This window comes from Pseudovibrio exalbescens DSM 16456 (genome assembly GCF_000422785.1).
In the GTDB taxonomy this organism is placed as follows: Bacteria; Pseudomonadota; Alphaproteobacteria; order Rhizobiales; family Stappiaceae; genus Pseudovibrio; species Pseudovibrio exalbescens.
Genome location: NZ_AUGS01000018.1, coordinates 41,255 through 58,556, shown reverse-complemented (window position 1 = coordinate 58,556; position 17,302 = coordinate 41,255). Strand labels below are relative to the sequence as shown.

The following is a 17,302-nucleotide window of genomic DNA, read 5'->3' as shown; positions in this document are numbered from 1 at the left end:
ATCTAGGTATATCACCGTATTTGTTTGGAGTTTGATGGCAAGTCTGTTTCTTGATCGCTGCAAGTCCTTGAATTAGCGCGTGCAGCGGCGGTTCTGTTTATTATATTTAACAGGATAAACGGGAGGTGTGGCATGCAGGACGAAGAAGACGATTTGGGCCAGCGTCTGCGATTTGTCAGGATCGCACGCGGTTTGTCGCAACGGGAACTGGCCAAAAGGGCGGGCGTGACCAATGCAACAGTGTCGTTGATCGAGGCGGGCAAGATGAACCCATCCGTTGGTGCATTGAAGCGCCTTCTCGCCGGTATTCCGATGGATTTGGGGGAGTTTTTCAGCTTGGAAGCGGCGAATGAGGAACGACTGTTCTACCGCGCCGACGACCTGAAACAGATTGGCAAGGATGGCGTGTCCTATCGCTTGGTCGGTGCAGATCGGCCGCAAAAATCCCTTCAGGTTTTGCATGAGGTTTACCAGCCGGGTGCCGGATCGGGTCGAGTGCCGTTGATCCATCAGGGGGAAGAGGCTGGTGTCGTTGTGCGTGGGCGTGTTGAAGTGACCGTGGGCTCACAAAGGGCGATACTGGGTGCTGGTGACGCTTACTATTTTGCGTCAAACCAACCACACAGCTTCAAGGCCGTCGGCACGGAAGAAGCAGAGATTGTGAGCGCCTGTACCCCTCCCACCTTCTAGGAGGGGTGTGTGAACCAATTCCGCTGTGTTTGGAGAGATTAGGCGTCGACCGCAGCCATTTTCAGCTTGCCGTTCTCATCAATCAAAGCTTCTCGCATCCGGCCAATGTGGATTTCAATCAGAGCGACTGCCGATTCAATGTCGCGGGACAATGCCGCATCCTTGAGTTTGATGTGGTCTTCGCGGGCCTGCTCGGCATAACTCAGGTTTGGATACTTCAATCCACGGTAGCGCTCGGTCTGGTCGTAGAGAACATCCAACAGGATTGGGCCCCACTTTGATCGTGCACCGCTTATCAGGGCCTTGTGAAAATCGCTGTTGCAGTTTTCCCAAAGCAGCCACTGTCGACGCGGATCCGGCATCTTGTGGGTTTCCGCCTGTGTCAGAGCGTCAAAGGCGTATTCGACACGGGCCTCCCACTCCAGATCCCCTTCTGCGATGGAGGCCGCCAAAATCGACCTCTCCAACGCGATGCGCTGCTCAATCAGGTCTTCCAACTCGGCCACCGATACAGGCGGCACAAAAAAACCTTTATGGCTTTCGCTATGTACCAGCCCGTTGGAGGCGAGTTTGGAGAGCGCTTCGCGAAGCGGCGTTGGTCCAATACCCAGATGTTCACTCAGTTCCTTTATCTTCAGGCGTTGGCCTGGCTGCAAACGCCCTGTCAGAATGTCTTCCCGTAGATACGCCTCCGCACTGTCGATCAGGGATCCAGGCGCGTTGCGCCGGCTAGCTGCAGGAGCCGTAAAGGCGTTGGGTTCACGCATGATTCAGAAGTCCGTTGCGATCTATGCGATCCCGACGCTGTCAGAGCGGTCGAGGCATCGCCGTCTTGTAGATGATTGAATTACTCACACGGAATCATAACAGTGGGGCCTGTGAGAAGGCTAACAAAACTCATGATACTCAGGCGTTTTTCGATTAACCATAGCGAGGCTGGAGCGCCCCGTGTGAATGACGGGCACGATTTTATATAAACGGTAATCTGGTGACCTAAATCACACGAGCCTACAGGTTCAAGTTGTAATACTAACCGGCTTTCATCTCTAGCCCTCGCTTGTCGTAATAGGAACTGACAGTACCGACAGATTCGAAGAGGGCGTAAACAACGCGGATCTCTGCCGCTGATCACCAACGGATGGGCGACAGAAACAGGGTTTTGCACGTTTCTGACGAAACAATTTTTCTCTTCTTAAGCTTTTGTAAAACAATGAAAATTCGCGCTACCCGCGCAAACAACGCGCCAGAAGTTAATTTCCATTAACCAAAAAGGGATTGCACTCATAAGTGGCTGCATTACTCTTCTGACGCAAATTGAGGCTCATGGAGCCGATTTTCCGTTTGGGGGCTGATGCAAGTGCAATACGGTAATTCCACTCTCACTCGCGACGAAACACCGTCGGAGAAGATATCCCGCTATTCGCAGACTCTTTCGGGTCAGCTTCATCGTTTGCGTCAGGAGCTCTACCCGCCGGAAGCGCATAAAAAGCTGCGTCCGTTTTCTTCGGTTGATGTGGCGCGTCTTATTGGCGTTTCGGAATCGACCATACGCCAGCTTGATCTGGACGGCGAAGGGCCGAGCCCAACCAGGTTAGCCAATGGTCGTCGCAGCTACACGTTAGAGCAGATCAATGAAATTCGGAAGGTGCTGGCCGCAAGAAAACGGGGCGATGAGGCCGTCAATATCTTGCCGTTCCGCCGGGCCGGAGAGCCGCTTCAAGTTGTGGCCTGTGCGAACTTTAAAGGCGGCTCGGCCAAGACCACAACAAGTACCCATCTGGCGCATTTTCTGGCGCTGCGGGGCTACCGCGTTCTGGCGATTGATCTGGATCCGCAGGCCTCGCTCTCGGCCATGTTTGGCATTCAGCCTGAGTTTGATGTAGAGCCGAATTGCACCTTGTTTGGTGCCTTGCGGTATGACGACGAACGCCGCCCGCTCACCGAAGTCATTCGTCGCACATATTTTGACAATCTGGACCTTGTTCCCGCCAACCTTGAACTGGCGGAGTTCGAGCACATTGTGCCGTCTGCCATCGCATCGGGAATGTCCTCTGGAGAAGACATCTTTTTCCGCCGTGTAAAAAACGTGCTGCAGGAAGTTGATGACCGCTACGACGTTGTGGTGATCGACTGCCCTCCCCAACTGGGCTTTCTGACTTTGGGGGCGTTGTTTGCGGCGACTGGCCTTCTCATTACGTTGCACCCTCAAATGCTTGACCTGGCCAGCTGTAATCAGTTCCTCGGCATGAGTTCGGATCTGATGGGCGTAATTGAAAACAATGGCGGCGAGATGAGCCTGGATTGGATGCGGTTCTTGATCACCCGGCATAATCCCAACGACAGTCCGCAGACCCGCGTTGTTGGCTTGTTGCGCGCCCTTTTTGGCGAAGACGTTCTGACAGCACCGGCCTTGGAGTCAACCGCTGTTGCCAATGCAGGTCTTGAGAAAAAGTCACTTTATGAACTGGAGCCGGGTTCGATCGGTCGCGAAACGCTGAAACGTGCGCTGGAAAGCATTGATACGGTTAATCATGAAATTGAGGATCTGATGAAAGCCTCTTGGGGGCGCAAGCTATGAGCAAGGCAAAGGATCGCAAAAACGCATTGGATTCGCTGTTTGGCGGTGGCGGCATGGCTGACATGGTGGCCGCTGGATCTGCTCAAAGACCTCGTCTTGCATCCGGGGCTATTGGGGCGGCTGAAATCAATCTGATCCGTGATGAAAGGGATCGGCTGAAAGAAGAAGTGTCTGACCTTTCAGGGCGGTTGTCATCGGCCGTCGCGGTTGTGGAACTGGATCCTGAGAAAGTGCACCCCTCTTTTGTGCCTGATCGGATGGTCGTTGAGCACGATCCGGCGTTCGATGCCCTGAAGGAGTCCATCGAGCAAACCGGGCAGCAGGTACCCATTTTGGTGCGCCCTCATCCAACCGAAGAAAATCAATATCAGATCGCCTTTGGTCACCGGCGCTGGCGTGCATGTCGCGACCTGGGGATCAAGGTGCGTGGTGTTGTTCGCGCCCTCAGTGATGAAGAGCTGCTTATCGCCCAAGGTCAGGAGAACCATGAGCGCAAGGACCTCAGTTTCATTGAGACTTGCTTGTTTGTGCTCCGCTTGTCAGCAGACTATCCGCAGTCTGTGATCTGCAAGGCGATCAACAAGGACAAGTCGCTCGTTTCCAAATACCGGAAACTGGCATCGACAATGCCTGAGAGTTTCCTCATGACCATTGGCCCAGCACCCAAGATCGGGCGCCCGAGATGGGAGGAAATGGCTGGCTATTTTAGCGAGGATGGCAAAATGGACCCAGTCCACCAAAAGGCGGTGGATTGGCTGTTTGCCTCTGAAGCTTTTCTTGATCTGGACAGTGATGAACGCTTTCTGGCGGTACTGGAAGCGCTGCAGGAGGCGGAAAGCGGCGTCCATACGGAAGCGTTGGAGCAGACGGAAGCACCCAAGACGATCAAGCCAGCTGCCTCTGCCAACAAAGGGTGGTTCGGAGACCGGCGGGTCGCCTTCAAGCAGACTGCCAAGGCGACCAGTTTTACTGTCGACCATACGGCAAACCCGGAACTGGCCGACTACTTGATGCAGCACATTGACGAACTTGTTCGACAGTTTGAAGAAGAACACAAGGAGCCAGAGCAATGACCTAGGCTGGATATAGAAAAGGCCTTGCTGACGGCAATCAGCAAGACCCAAATCTATCAACCCAAACAGGTAGTGCCACCTGCATAGGATCATCCTTAGCACCGTTATCCTACGACAATGTGGCCGGGCGAATCAAGGGACGATTGTTCCTTGAAATACGGAAGTGCGCCTTTCTTCCTGTTTGATACCCATTATCCCCACGGTTACGCCGTTTGGACACGTGCCTTTTTTGGGGTACGTGAATGGTTATGTCATGCAGACACACAAAGTTGCTTCGTTCCGAAAGCTGACTCCGGGCATGCTGGAAGCCCAACGGTTGGCGATGGCGAACGATATCGTCGAGACAACCAAGGCGGAAGTTGCCCTGGCCCTGAAAAAGTCAGCCCCTGCCCTTGGGATTGACGGAACGACCTATCATATCCTCGACATTCTGATTGGCCTTACCAAAGCCGATGATTGGAAGCCAAGCCGGCGTCCACTTGTGGCGATTTCAAATGAGAAGCTCGCAGAGTATGTTTGCCGCTCCAAGCGTACTGTGGTGCGCTCGTTAAAAAAGCTGGTGGAGGCCGGTGTGTTGGCCTATCGCGACAGCTCTACAGGCCGCCGCTTCATCTACCGTAATGACGTGACGGGTGAGATTGACCGCGGCTATGGGCTCGACTTCTCCCCAGCCCGCCAACGGGTCAAGGAACTTACAGAAATTGCCGATGCGTTTGCAGCACGTTTGAGAGCCGAACAGGAAGCTCGCCGTAACGTTGGCAGGCTTTCCCGCGCCATTCAAGATATGCTTGATCTGGATGGAACCCTTGATTCGGCGTTGGGTTATGACGTTGCAGAGAGTGTCCTCGACATCCTGTCTGCTGCGAAACCAAACGCTGAAAAAGCAGAGGCTTTACAAAGCATCTATGAGCAGCTGCTGGATGCCTCTGCTTCAGGCGACAAAGAAGATCCTTTATGTTCTCAAATGACATGCGAGGGTGACATTGATGTCACTTCATATAATAATACAAACTCTCTAAACTCAAAAAATTGTAATAAGCGGAAATCGGCTATCGCCAATTCCATTGATAACCCTAGCGCCTCCGGCGCAAAAGCTCTTGAAAAAGAGCAATTTCGCAAACTTCATGCCACACGAGATACGCCTGAAAATGCAACAAAGGCACAAACTTCAAGTGTGGCGTCCCACCTATCAACCACAGGGCTGTCGCCTCTCTTGGCGTCTGTTTCAATTGGACTGGTTGCCCAAGCAACTTCCGAACTTCAGGAAACACTGGGGACCACGTTTGACAGTTGGTCTCGTTTGGTTTCTGTGTTGGGAGACATGTGTCTGCTCGTCGGTTTGTCCGAAAGTGCGTGGCGTGCGGCAAAGAGCCAGGTTGGAGATAAACTTGCAGCGACAGTGCTTGCTGTAACGGCGGAAAAGGCGTTGCGCGACCCTGAAAGCATTTCGAGCCCTGGGGGTTATTTCCGAGCCTGCATAGATCGCGCGCTGGATGGTAAATTGCTGCTACATAAGTCGCTTTATGGACTGACGGGTGAGTAGACGGTGGTTGGGACGCTGTTCATACAATTACAGCCATTCGCTGATGTCGGTGAACTGCCATCAAAAGAAAATTGCAGGAAAGCCCCCTGTGTGCAGCGAAGACACGACCTGATTTGTTGGTCCGGAGATCCACACGTTCTTTGATCTATTCTTGGAAGGCCTCTCTTATGAGAACACGACGCAATTGGACGCCGAGTGTTGGTTGCAGGATTTTCGGACACATGGCGGTGATGTTAAAACTGGCAACGAGGCCTTCGGGTCGCGGCTGCTCTGCATAGTTGGATGCAGCCGCGCGATTTGAGGAAGACTGGTGTCGGAAAACACGCGCCCGGTGGTGCGATCCGATCAAGGTAAATTTTTGATGCAACTGTCAGACTGCCCGGTTCTTGGCTTGATCTACTTCGTGACACAACCCGTTGAAACATAAGTGCTGACATTTCGTCGATGGCTATAGCGTGGTTGCGGCATTCCATTGTTTTCTGAGAGACATTTTGAGAATTCGATGAACATCATGTGAGGTAATGTGCGGGAACTCTAAAGCCTTTGAGCAAACTCTCACTCCCCTACTCTGAAGTAAATTTGATACGGAGCATCCAGGACTATGCTCCTCATTGCTTCTGCGAGACGCGAGTGGAACTCGTCGCTATTTCGGGCTGTCGCCCTTGCGAGGCACCTTTTCCAAAAAAACCGGCCACACCGGAAAATGTAGGCACTCGCGTTTGTCATATTATGCGGATGGACCAGTCGTCCTTTTCTCTTCGTAATAGAACCGTTTTTTCTTAAGGGACTTGCGCCTACCATGTCCGCAAAAAGCATGTAAGAATTTATGAAGCCGTGGTGGGCTTCGGCTTCTTCATGGTTCAGTCCTGATGGACGGGGCTGCCCGCTACGTATAGGAACAAATGCAAACGACCACTTGGACTAAGCCATCTTTCTAAATCACGATGAGTTCTTAGAGAATTTCCAGAAAGAAGCCGCTTCTGTGTTAGATGGACGAAATCCCTTTTTCTCCGGCGCCCTCCCCTCCCCTGTCTCTTGAAGCAGGTCGGACCCAATAGTTTGGCAATTGCTGACGTCTCTGTGGTCCTCAAAGCATTGAGAGTCTTAGCTGTTCTCTTATTCTCATGGAACAAAGCCCCATGATCAAAGCGAAGTACCCGATGGGAATAGCAAGTGCCACCAGGGCCTTCGCGCTGGAACCCGGCACGGCTGGAAACTGTCTGAAGCGAGTATTTTTTTGTTCGGCCCCTCCCCTTTGATCAACTAGGAGGATAACTGATGGGGCGGCGATGTTGTCAAACTCGTGGTGTCCCCGCGGCATATGACTGCCGGGGTCATGTTGAGCAGTTCCATTCATTCCCTGATCATCCGGTCTTCCGCACCAATTGACCAGATATTTCAATGTGTATCTTGCACTATTAAGGGGTTCGAAAGAGACTAGTGGGCTGTCCTTTCTGAAAAGGTAGACGCAATCTGTAGTGTCAGTTTGAAACGGTTTCCCATGCGGTTAAAGAGTTGCGTTTGGTTCAAAGAAATCGCTGCGGTTGTGCATGTGTACTTTTTTTCAAAGCTTTGGATACCACACTCTCCCCTGATGGTCTGGACGAAGTGAATGATCAGGGGGCATTGCAATGTCTCAAAACCCCTCGGTCACTTCGGCCCCCTCCCCTATTTGTCTGTTGTCCACGGCGAACGTGCCTGGAAATGGTAATCCGGATTGGGTTTCATGCCGGTCGCTGAAGCCAGTCGGTTGCTCATATTGAAGAACGCGGCCACCTCACAAACATCCCAGATATCCTCTTCGGAAAGGCGGTGGTCGCGTAGGATCTGCCGGTCCTTGTCGCCGATTTGGGCGCTGTCTTTGGTTAGCCTTTCAGCAAAGTCGAGCATTGCCTTTTGACGAGGTGTAATATCGGCGTAGCGGTAGTTGATCATTATAGCATCGCCGAGTATTGGATTTCCGCTGTACTGGCGAACAGCGGCCCCATGAGCGACCTGACAATACCAGCAGTCGTTCATTGACGAAACGGCCACGGCAATCATTTCGCGCTCAAGTTTACTTAAGCCGGATTCTCCAAGCATCAACTCGTTGTAATATTGGGAGAACACGCGAAGTTTCTCTGGTCTGTGCGCATAGGCTACCAAGACGTTTGGTATCAGACCAAGCTTCGCCTGGCATTTGGAGAACAAGGTCGCTATGTCTTCTGGCAAATCGACCGGGAGATACAAGTTGAGTTCTACTGGTGTTTTGGTTGGCATGGTTTTCCTCCCCTATTTCTAAAGAAGCTATGCGAAGACTGTTCGTCTTCGCTATTGCCCGTTTGGATGAAGAAAACTGCTGGTGTTGACAGGTGTCAACAGATGCCGAGTTTCCACGCTCGCTAACGGCGTGGTTGACAGCTGTCAACAGACTGGAAAGGCATGCGGACTGTGCGCCGAAGCCTTTTGAGAAGAACAAAAGGCCTTCCGCCTAGTCTTTCCCTTGTGATTTGTGGGATATGGTTACGGCTGATCAGCACTGCCGATTGAAGTACTGTGCGCGCAACAACGGCGGTCGCAGACTCACGAGCTTCTGTGTTGACACCTGTCAACCAAAACAAAAGGCACCATGTCCGGAAGGCCTAAAACTTGAAAAGGCCGATATTCGAAGTTGGATGGGCCCGAGAACGGTGAGTGTAAGTTGTCGGAGTTTGTGGCGTCCGAAAGCATTCAGAACCACAGCGCCGGTGCTTCTCAGGCGACCTGTTTCAATGGCTCCGTTGACAGCTGTCAACTAAGGTTATCCCGGGCCACATATACCACAAATTCGAATTTCCTCCGGATTATTGGTTGGGGCAAAGGTTGGCAAAGCGGCGCTGTATTGTCCTGGTGCTCAGTACTATTAATTGTTGGGTGAGCATGTTGAATAAACCATGATTGGGATCGCCGTGCCGAAGGTGCTGTCTATGTTCTCGCGGTTTGGAAATTTGAATATGGAGACGGGATTTTCCCCGGTGGCTTGGCGCGCACCGGGGGATGTTCAGATTCGCTCGGAGGTATGTTTGCGCAGTTCGGCGCGCGCGATTTGTCGGCGGTGAACAGCATCCGGACCATCTGCAAAGCGAAGCGTACGAAGATTGATCCATTGGTGCGCGAGATTAGCGTCTTGGCTGATGCCTTTTGCGCCGAGCATCTGCATGGCTTCATCGGTTACTTTGAGAGCCATGCGGGGCGCGACAACCTTGATCTGGCTGATCCAGATAGCCGCTTCTTTGGCGCTGGCATTATCCATCATCCACGCAGCCTTGAGGCAAAGGAGGCGGGCTTGCTCGATTTCAATGCGACATTCTGCGATGATGTCGTGATTGGCGCCCAGTTGGTGAAGGGACCTGCCAAAGGCTTCTCGAGATAAGGAGCGCTCACACATGGTTGCAAGCGCGGCTTCCGCGAGACCAATGGCGCGCATACAGTGATGGATCCGGCCCGGGCCAAGTCGGCCTTGTGCAACTTCGAAGCCAGCACCTTCTTCAAGCAATAGGTTGCTCGCTGGCACCTTCACGTTCTCAAACCGGATATGCATGTGACCATGGGGAGCATCGTCGTGACCGAATACCTCCATGGGGCGCAGGACAGTGACCCCGGGTGTGTCAGCAGGGACAACGATCATGGAATGTTGGCGATGCTTTCCTTTGTCTGTTGGTGTGCGCACCATGACGAGGTAAACGGCGCATCTAGGATCTCCGGCCCCGGACGCCCACCACTTTTCGCCGTTCAGAATGTAATAATCACCGTCGCGAATGCAGGACATGCGCAAATTAGTGGCATCGGAGGAGCCAACATCTGGCTCGGTCATCAAGTAGGCAGAACGGATGTGGCCGGCGAGCAAGGGCGTGAGCCATTTTTCTTTCAGGGGAGGGGAGGCGTAACGTTCAAACACTTCCATGTTGCCGGTATCCGGCGCGTTGCAGTTGAATACCTCTGGAGCCAAACGCGACTTGCCCATCTCCTCGGCCAAATAGGCGTATTCGACCGTCGTGATGCCGTAGCCTCGCTCCGAATCAGTTAACCAGAAGTTCCAGAGCTGGCGGTCTTTTGCCGTTGCCTTGAGGCCCTCCAATATTTCTAGTTGCCGGTTTGTTAGTGTCCAGCGCCCATCCTTGGGTACCTCTGAGAAGTACTCGCCCTCAAGCGGTATGATCTCCTGTTCTATCATTTGTGAGACTTGATCAATCAAGGGTTTAACGCGTTCGCTCGGTCCCAGATCCATGGCAGCTGACATTTGAAATACCTCCCGAATTTCGGTCATTCATTCAATTTATTTGGTGCTGGGGTGCGAGGGGATCTCCCTTCCTCCATCGCGCCTTCGCAAGTCTGTTCGTCAATTTCGTCTTTACAAACGCCTCAATCCAAAAACATACTACGGAGTATGTTTGCAATATCCCCAAGGGTCAAGTGCGGTGCAGCGCTGATGTGATGCAACCGAAATTGTGGCATGAATTAGAGGTGGGCGGTGCAACCCATGGGGGCATTACCAGGAGGAGGGTCTGGTGAGCTATCTTGAGAATCTGTTTGGCGTATCGGGCAAAGTCGCGTTGGTTACCGGTGGTGGAACCGGTATCGGATTCATGGTCGCGTCGGCATTGGCCCATGGTGGTGCGCGGGTGATGATCTGTTCCCGCAAGGAAGCGGTGGTGGCCGAAGCCGCGGCGTGTTTGAGAGCCGAAGTTCCCGGCGCCCAGATCGACGCTTTTGCTGGCGACGTTTCAAGTGAAGAGGGCGTTGCCGCAATTGCAGATGAAGTCCGGGCTCGGACCGGGCGTCTCGATATTCTCGTAAATAATGCGGGTATCACATGGGGCGAGCAGCTGGATCGTTTTCCCCACAGGGCCTGGCAGAAGGTCATGAACGTGAACGTGGCCGGCCTGTTTGACCTAACCCGAAATCTGTTGCCGGAACTGAAAGCCTCGGGGGCAGGAAATGATCCTGCGCGGGTTATTAATCTCGGCTCGGTTATGGGATCGACGCCAATTGGCGATGGTGCCTATTCCTATGCTGCATCCAAGGCCGCCGTACATCATCTCACACGGATTCTTGCAAAGGAGTTGGCGCCTGACCAGATCACGGTAAATGCGTTTGCCCCCGGTCCGTTCCAATCGAAAATGACTGAGTTCGCCACAGGGACAGAGGACAAGGCCACCCGCGTTGGCAAGAATGTACCCTTAGGGCGCATTGGGGCGCCGGATGATATCGCCGGAGCGACGCTGTTTCTATGTAGCCGGGCGGGAAGCTATGTCACCGGTGCCATACTCCCTCTGTGCGGCGGTATACACGTCGCCACAGGTGCCGGTTTGTTTGATTTAAGTTGAGGGCGGCATGACGGTGAACTTGGATCAGCTTCATGAATTGATTGGCGAAGACTTGGCGCCGTCTTCGTGGATTCTGGTGGATCAGGAGATGATATCTGCTTTCGGTCGCCTCACTGGAGATGAGCAGTTCATCCATATGGATCCAGAGCGTGCACGGGATGCTACTCCTTTTGGGGGGACGATCGCACATGGTTTTTTAACGCTCTCCCTGGCCAGCCGTATGGCTTTGGAGGCGCAGCCTAAAATTCAAGGCCAAACGATGGGCGTCAATTATGGCTTTGATCGCGTTCGGTTTTTACATCCGGTCGCAAGTGGCAAACGGGTTAGAGGCCGCTTTTCCTTATCAGAGATATTGCCCAAGGGACGGGGGCGTGTGCTGCTCAACTATGCGTTTTCCATTGAAATTGAAGAGGAAGAGACCCCGGCTTTATCAGCGCAATGGCTGACATTGTTTTATTTTGAGGAGGATATTTGATGCCAATAGATTTTGAGGGAAGAACCGCGATTGTAACAGGCGCGGGCGGCGGTTTGGGCCGTGTTTATGCGCTGGAGCTGGCCAAACGCGGAGCGCGCGTCGTGATCAATGATCTCGGCGGAGCGGTTGATGGGGAAGGGCGGTCGTCAACGGCTGCCGAAAAAGTCTGCGACGAGATTGAGCAAAACGGCGGTACTGCACTCGCCAACAGCGCTGATGTAACCAATGAAGCCGAAGTGGCGGACATGGTGCAGGACGCTCAGAGCAAATTTGGTCGGGTTGATATTTTGATCAATAACGCGGGCATCTTGAGAGACAAGTCCTTTCACAAAATGACCATGGCTGATTGGGAGAAAGTCGTGGCAGTGCATTTGACCGGTGCTGCCGTGTGCACACGTGCTGTCTGGCCCGTGATGCGGGAGCAGGCGTATGGCCGGGTCGTCATGACCACGTCGCCGTCTGGCCTCTGCGGAAATTTCGGGCAAGCAAACTACGGGGCTGCGAAGGCTGGTCTTTGGGGCTTGATGAACACGTTGGCGCTGGAGGGAGCCAAGTACAATATTCATACAAATTGTATCGCCCCAACCGCTGTTACGCGCATGACCGAGGAACTGCTGGACGCCTCTTCAACGCAAACGCTCAAACCAGAAAACGTTGCGCCTGCAGTGTTGTTCTTGTGCTCGGACCAAGCGCCGAACAAAATAGTCATAATGGCTGCGGGCGGGTCGTACTCTGTTGCGCAACTTATTGAGACGCCGGGCCTTCACCTGCCACAGGAGGAACGCACACCAGAGGGAATTGCTGCGCGTTTTGAAAGGATCCGCTCCCTTGAAGGCGGGTATTCCTCATCTTCCGCCTTTGATCATGTAGCCAATTTGCTGAAGGCGCCTCGTGATGAGTGAAGCAAACGTGTCCCCAAAAACAGATCACCCCATGCACAAGCCCGTTCATACCTACGAGGCTGAGGCATTGGAGGCCGTGTTGCGGGCCAACCTTCCGGATTTTGATCGCCTGGATCGTCTTGAGAAGTTTCCGTCCGGCCAATCGAACCCGACATATCTGGTGAGCTCAGGGGAGCATCAGTATGTGTTGCGAGCCAAACCGCCGGGAGATCTGATTGCTTCTGCGCATCAGGTTGACCGGGAGTTCCAGGTCATGCGGGCACTTGCAGGCACTGGTGTGCCGGTGCCAAAGACCTTCTTTTTAACTGGCGAGGAAACGCCGATCGGGGCGCAGTTCTTCGTCATGGAGTATCTGGAGGGGCGTGTCTTCTGGAATCCGGCTCTGCCTGAGTTGCCTATGCATGAGCGCGGTCAGGTATTTGCCGAAATGAACCGGGTTATGGCGACCTTGCACGCGTTGAACCCGGCTGCCCTTGGACTTGCGGACTTTGGCAAACCCGGTGGGTACTTTGAGCGTCAGACGGCGCGTTGGATCAAGCAATATCGGGCAACAGAAATGGATCCGCAGCCGGACATGGAAGCGCTGATAACATGGCTTTCAGACAACATGGTACCTGATGATGGGCTGGTGGCCTTGGTCCATGGTGACTTCAGGCTGGATAACCTGATGTTTCATCCCGACAAGCCGGAAATCATCGCTGTTCTTGATTGGGAACTCTCGACTCTCGGGCATCCGATTGCGGACCTTGCGTATCAGTGCATGCAGTGGCGGTTGCCGAATGGGGGGCAACTCCGGGGGTTGGCGGGGATCGACAGAACAGCCCACGGCCTGCCAACTGAACAGGAGTATGTGGCTGCCTACTGCCAGCAGCGCGGTTGGTCTGGCATCCCTCATTGGAATTTCTATCTTGTCTTCAGCATGTTTCGTTTGGCTGCCATTGTTCAGGGCATCTTGTTCCGGGCAGCGAAAGGCAACGCATCAAACCCGAAGACTGTCGACGATTTGCGACCCGCGCTGACGTTACTGTCTGGCATGGCGCGGGAACTCGCAGAAACACCCTCGCAGATTTCTGTGTGAGGGTGCCAATTATGAGCCCTTAAATCTGGAGGGATGGAATGCTCGCGGAAATGAATAAGTCTCAGCTCGAAATTGTGGAAGCTGCGGCAGATTGCTTTGCAAACTATGGAGCTGATGCGGTGTCGATTGATGATATCGCGCGGCACCTCAACGCAACCAAGGGACGGATCTACCATCACTTCCGGTCCAAGTCCGAACTGCTGTGTGCCGTGCGGATGCGTTCAGTCTCGTTGATGTATGATCAGATCGCTCCCATCGTTGCACGCGCATCTGATCCGCTGGACGCGATGAAGCAGATGGCTTTCACGCACGTTCAGTTGATTCTCGGGCATCACAGTTATCACCGCGTTGTTTCTGAAGACTTTCGTGTGTTCTTCAATCGCTCCACCACACCCGATGAGCGCCGCCAGATTGAGGAAATCATTGAAAAACGCACTGCGTATGAAGAGCTGTTCAGAGGGGTTATTCAAAAGGGCATGGACAGCGGTGTGTTTGCGAAACGGCCTATTTCGCTGACTGTGCACAGCTTGATTACTTTGCTGAACAGTCCGTCCATCTGGTACAGCCCAAGACCGGGCCAAACACAGGACGACCGGGATGCGATCGCCCATGATCTGGCAGCCATGGCGCTCGGGGCCTTGGGGGTGAAGGTCTGACCTGAGGGCCCTAGACCTTCATCTCTGGTGAGCAGAACATTTCTCGTGCAGGCAGCAGATCCAACGCGGTGTGGGCCAGATCTATCATTGGGCGCAGGGGATAGGCTTGGTCCAGCCCCCGGCAGGCACGCACGTGTTCAAGGGCGGTTTCAAAGGTGGGGAAGTCGCCACTTTGGCACAGGTGGAGGTACAGCGCCAAAATCGTGACCGAACGGCTGCGGCCGCCGCGGCAATGAATGAGAACGTTACCCTGCTTGTGTGGCGGGTAGTGGTCCTTGCCCGGACTGGCCTGACCAATAATTCCGGCCAGCGCAAGCACACCTGACAACAGGTGGTGCGCCGTGTTGCCATTGCCATCAATCAGGCCGATATGGGTGCGCCGTACGGCAACCCCATTGGCGAGCGTCAAGGGCAGCATCTCCACATTCACCGCGAAATTCATCGTGGATGTTATGCCTTCCCGTTGCAGCAGCTCAGGGTCATTGGCGGCAATCTTGTTGCCAATGAAAAGGGTGAGCGTGGGATATCCCTTGAGGTGATAAACCGGGATTGCAACAGGGGTCTGATCCTCCTGTTTCTCAGCGGAGAGCGGGCTGGCAAGGCTGTTATCAGACATTCATGTCCTCATATCGTGATGGGGAAGGGGCTTTGGCCCTCAAAGTTTTATTGCGCGATCCAGACAAATCCGGTTACCCAGCGTGTTGAACAAATGGGTTGCCTTGTTGGGGTCCACAAACGCCGGAACGACCTGTTTTGCACCCGTTTGCTCGACCAGTTTAATGACATCTTTCATACGTGGATGCACGTTCCATGGCAACCACTCGCCGCGTCCGGTTTCAATCAGTCGTTTGGCAGGGGAGTTTTGAGGAACGAACCCAGTGAAGACGAAGCGAAAGGGCTCGTCGGTGGCCTCTGCCAGGCTTTGTGCCAGTCCATAGTCTGCATTGGGACCAACGGCGATGATGACGTCTGACGGCTTGGCATCCTGATCTGCACGCGGTGTGTTGACCGCTTTTGCCAAGTCGCCATGGACTTGAGAATTGGCCAAATGGAGGTTCTTCGTTAGAAAAGCCAATTCGCGAGCAACCTGCTCATCTACCTTGACTGGAAGCCCTCTGGCCTGCAACGCTATGACCAGATCCGGGCCGCGCCCTCCGATTGGCACAGCGATAACCGCGCCGCCTTTCGCAGCATTTTCAAGGGCGTCCAGCTGTGTTTCAAGGTCGGTATTGCGATCGCCGTAAGACGCATCAACAATGACCGTGTGCGCAGCGGGAGGGGCTTCATAGGGCAGGACAGGGGATTCCTCGCTATGATCGCCCATATAAATTAGTGAGCGACCAGTGCCGAGATGAAACCACAAACCGCCGGGGGCGTGCCCGGTCTGGCCCATGGTAATCTGCGTACCACACAGACTGATCTGGCCCGATACAGGCAGGATACGGCGTTGAGTGTCAGCGACTGGGGCCTCTGGCATCAACTCCCAAGTTGCTTGACTGGCATACACTTCTGGGTTGCCCAAATTTGGGAGCAGAGCAAGTCCGCCGACATGATCAACATGAGCATGGCTCAACAAAACGGCATCTACCCGATCAATGCCGGTAAAATCAGGCAGAACGCCCGGCTCCGGTCCTTCGCCGATATCCAGCAAAATACTATGTTCTTGCGATTTCACAAGAAACGCGGCGGGGGTCTTGCCTCCAACGCCACTCAACGTAATGAGTTCAGGCACTATGGGCTCCGGATTCTTCTGCTTATTTTAGAATTATACCATCCTGTATCCGCGTTACATGTCGGTTCGATGAACGTTACAGTTGATTAATTTTTGTCGATCGCTAAATCTCGCCGGTGTTGTTTTTATTCGACAGCCAAAGAAACGTTCTTGTTAAACGTGTGGCAATGAAGAGCGGGCCGCTTGGCTTTCATGTTTCAGGATAGGGGGCAGTGTTTGATGGTCATGGACAGAATGCAGGGTGTGCCAGTGATTGATCACTATGACGCAGAGAAGCTGGAGGCCGGTATTCATCGGTTCTATTTCCGCGCCGGCGCCTCTGCATTTGGGGTCGACCATCTTCTGCCCCTTATTGTAATCAAGGGATCAAAGCCTGGCCCCAAGCTGTTTGTTCAGTCGTCTTTGCATGGAGACGAAGTCCAAGGCATTGATATCATACATAGTATTTCCGAAGGACTGAGCCCCGAGCAGCTATCCGGCGTCCTCACCTTGGTGCCCGGAGCAAATCCATCCGGCTTGGGGCAGGGCTCACGATACTTCTCGTTCCTGACCGATGGATTTTCGCAAACAGATTTGAACCGGGTCATGCCGGGTGATGAAACGGCAAGTGACGCGGCTGGTCGGTTTGCTGCGGTTTTGTGGAACCATTTGTATGCCGGAAATGCCCATCTGTTTTTGGATCTACACACCCAGTCCACGGGTACAGCTTATCCGTTCTTCGTTTTTGCCGATCGAAGAAATCGTGTTGTAGATCATTTAGTTAAGTTGGTACCAGCGGACCTGATAGCCAATGATCCCGGTGAAGACGGGACGGTTGAAACCGAAATGCTGAAGGCAGGTATTCCCGCTTTGACCTTGGAAGTTGGCGCGCCTCGGATTTTTGATAGGGACATGACACGCCGCGGTGCGCAGGCCATCAGGAACATCATGATCGATCAGCAGATGATCGAAGGCACCGCCGACATGTTGGGCACAACCCCCTACTGCGGGGATCAGCTTACGTCCATCAGAGCGCGTATTGGTGGGATAAGCAGAATAAAAGTGGAACTAAATCAATGGGTTGATGAAGGTCAGGTGCTGGCAGAGCAAGTCAATCCCTTTGGAGATGTTCAAGAGACCTATGTGGCTCCATACGCTGGTCGCGTAGCCTCCATTGCGACGGACCCGCTCCGTGCGCCCGGCGCGTTGCTTGTTCGTCTCTTGAAATAATCAATCCCCATGATGCGGGCC

At 53.6% G+C, this 17,302-nt stretch carries 15 protein-coding genes; 10 read left to right on the top strand and 5 right to left on the bottom strand.

Features of this window, described 5'->3' with window-relative positions; genetic code table 11:
• Nucleotides 1-132 precede the first annotated feature (132 nt).
• Nucleotides 133-690 (top strand): cupin domain-containing protein, encoded by a 558-nt coding sequence (locus G512_RS0112740; protein ID WP_028482062.1) that lies wholly within the window; start codon nucleotides 133-135, stop codon nucleotides 688-690.
• Nucleotides 691-728: 38 nt separating this feature from the next.
• On the opposite strand, the gene G512_RS21015 is transcribed toward G512_RS0112740, so the two are convergent.
• On the bottom strand, nucleotides 729-1,457 hold the full coding sequence (locus G512_RS21015) for a GntR family transcriptional regulator (RefSeq protein WP_051269306.1): 729 nt from the start codon (nucleotides 1,455-1,457) through the stop codon (nucleotides 729-731).
• A 584-nt stretch (nucleotides 1,458-2,041) separates the two neighbouring features.
• Here G512_RS21015 and repA point away from each other — a divergent pair.
• The 3 genes from repA (at nucleotide 2,042) to repC (ending at nucleotide 5,884) form a co-directional block, all read left to right on the top strand.
• On the top strand, nucleotides 2,042-3,268 hold the full coding sequence (gene repA, locus G512_RS0112730) for a plasmid partitioning protein RepA (protein WP_178378232.1): 1,227 nt from the start codon (nucleotides 2,042-2,044) through the stop codon (nucleotides 3,266-3,268).
• The gene (repB, locus tag G512_RS0112725; RefSeq protein WP_028482060.1) at nucleotides 3,265-4,341 is read left to right on the top strand and encodes a plasmid partitioning protein RepB; all 1,077 of its coding nucleotides are present in this window, start codon (nucleotides 3,265-3,267) and stop codon (nucleotides 4,339-4,341) included. The genes repA and repB overlap by 4 nt, the downstream gene beginning before the upstream one ends.
• Before the next feature lie 253 nt (nucleotides 4,342-4,594).
• The gene (repC, locus tag G512_RS0112720; RefSeq protein WP_028482059.1) at nucleotides 4,595-5,884 is read left to right on the top strand and encodes a plasmid replication protein RepC; all 1,290 of its coding nucleotides are present in this window, start codon (nucleotides 4,595-4,597) and stop codon (nucleotides 5,882-5,884) included.
• A 1,668-nt stretch (nucleotides 5,885-7,552) separates the two neighbouring features.
• Here the strand turns inward: repC and G512_RS0112700 are convergent.
• Both G512_RS0112700 and G512_RS0112695 read right to left on the bottom strand, forming a co-directional pair.
• Nucleotides 7,553-8,143 carry a peroxidase-related enzyme gene (locus tag G512_RS0112700; RefSeq protein ID WP_028482056.1) on the bottom strand — a complete coding sequence of 197 codons (591 nt, stop codon included), beginning with the start codon at nucleotides 8,141-8,143 and terminating at the stop codon, nucleotides 7,553-7,555.
• A gap of 760 nt (nucleotides 8,144-8,903) precedes the next feature.
• Nucleotides 8,904-10,130 (bottom strand): acyl-CoA dehydrogenase family protein, encoded by a 1,227-nt coding sequence (locus tag G512_RS0112695; protein ID WP_028482055.1) that lies wholly within the window; start codon nucleotides 10,128-10,130, stop codon nucleotides 8,904-8,906.
• Between the two features lie 280 nt (nucleotides 10,131-10,410).
• On the opposite strand from G512_RS0112695, the gene G512_RS0112690 reads away from it, so the two are divergent.
• The 5 genes from G512_RS0112690 to G512_RS0112670 are packed head-to-tail and all read left to right on the top strand — an operon-like array spanning nucleotide 10,411 to nucleotide 14,340.
• The gene (locus tag G512_RS0112690) at nucleotides 10,411-11,229 is read left to right on the top strand and encodes an SDR family oxidoreductase (RefSeq protein WP_028482054.1); all 819 of its coding nucleotides are present in this window, start codon (nucleotides 10,411-10,413) and stop codon (nucleotides 11,227-11,229) included.
• Nucleotides 11,230-11,236: 7 nt separating this feature from the next.
• The gene (locus tag G512_RS0112685) at nucleotides 11,237-11,704 is read left to right on the top strand and encodes a MaoC family dehydratase (RefSeq protein ID WP_028482053.1); all 468 of its coding nucleotides are present in this window, start codon (nucleotides 11,237-11,239) and stop codon (nucleotides 11,702-11,704) included.
• Nucleotides 11,704-12,606 carry an SDR family oxidoreductase gene (locus G512_RS0112680; RefSeq protein WP_028482052.1) on the top strand — a complete coding sequence of 301 codons (903 nt, stop codon included), beginning with the start codon at nucleotides 11,704-11,706 and terminating at the stop codon, nucleotides 12,604-12,606. Before G512_RS0112685 ends, G512_RS0112680 begins: the two co-directional genes overlap by 1 nt.
• On the top strand, nucleotides 12,599-13,684 hold the full coding sequence (locus G512_RS0112675; RefSeq protein ID WP_322782959.1) for a phosphotransferase family protein: 1,086 nt from the start codon (nucleotides 12,599-12,601) through the stop codon (nucleotides 13,682-13,684). The genes G512_RS0112680 and G512_RS0112675 overlap by 8 nt, the downstream gene beginning before the upstream one ends.
• A gap of 38 nt (nucleotides 13,685-13,722) precedes the next feature.
• The gene (locus G512_RS0112670; protein ID WP_028482050.1) at nucleotides 13,723-14,340 is read left to right on the top strand and encodes a TetR/AcrR family transcriptional regulator; all 618 of its coding nucleotides are present in this window, start codon (nucleotides 13,723-13,725) and stop codon (nucleotides 14,338-14,340) included.
• A gap of 10 nt (nucleotides 14,341-14,350) precedes the next feature.
• On the opposite strand, the gene G512_RS0112665 is transcribed toward G512_RS0112670, so the two are convergent.
• Together G512_RS0112665 and G512_RS0112660 are read right to left on the bottom strand one after the other, a co-directional pair.
• Nucleotides 14,351-14,956: a dual specificity protein phosphatase family protein gene (locus tag G512_RS0112665; protein ID WP_028482049.1), complete on the bottom strand. Its 606-nt coding sequence runs from the start codon at nucleotides 14,954-14,956 to the stop codon at nucleotides 14,351-14,353.
• Between the two features lie 39 nt (nucleotides 14,957-14,995).
• The gene (locus tag G512_RS0112660; protein WP_036489750.1) at nucleotides 14,996-16,072 is read right to left on the bottom strand and encodes an MBL fold metallo-hydrolase; all 1,077 of its coding nucleotides are present in this window, start codon (nucleotides 16,070-16,072) and stop codon (nucleotides 14,996-14,998) included.
• A gap of 219 nt (nucleotides 16,073-16,291) precedes the next feature.
• Here G512_RS0112660 and G512_RS0112655 point away from each other — a divergent pair, with 219 nt between their 5' ends.
• Nucleotides 16,292-17,281 (top strand): succinylglutamate desuccinylase/aspartoacylase family protein, encoded by a 990-nt coding sequence (locus G512_RS0112655; protein ID WP_036489747.1) that lies wholly within the window; start codon nucleotides 16,292-16,294, stop codon nucleotides 17,279-17,281.
• Nucleotides 17,282-17,302 lie beyond the last annotated feature (21 nt).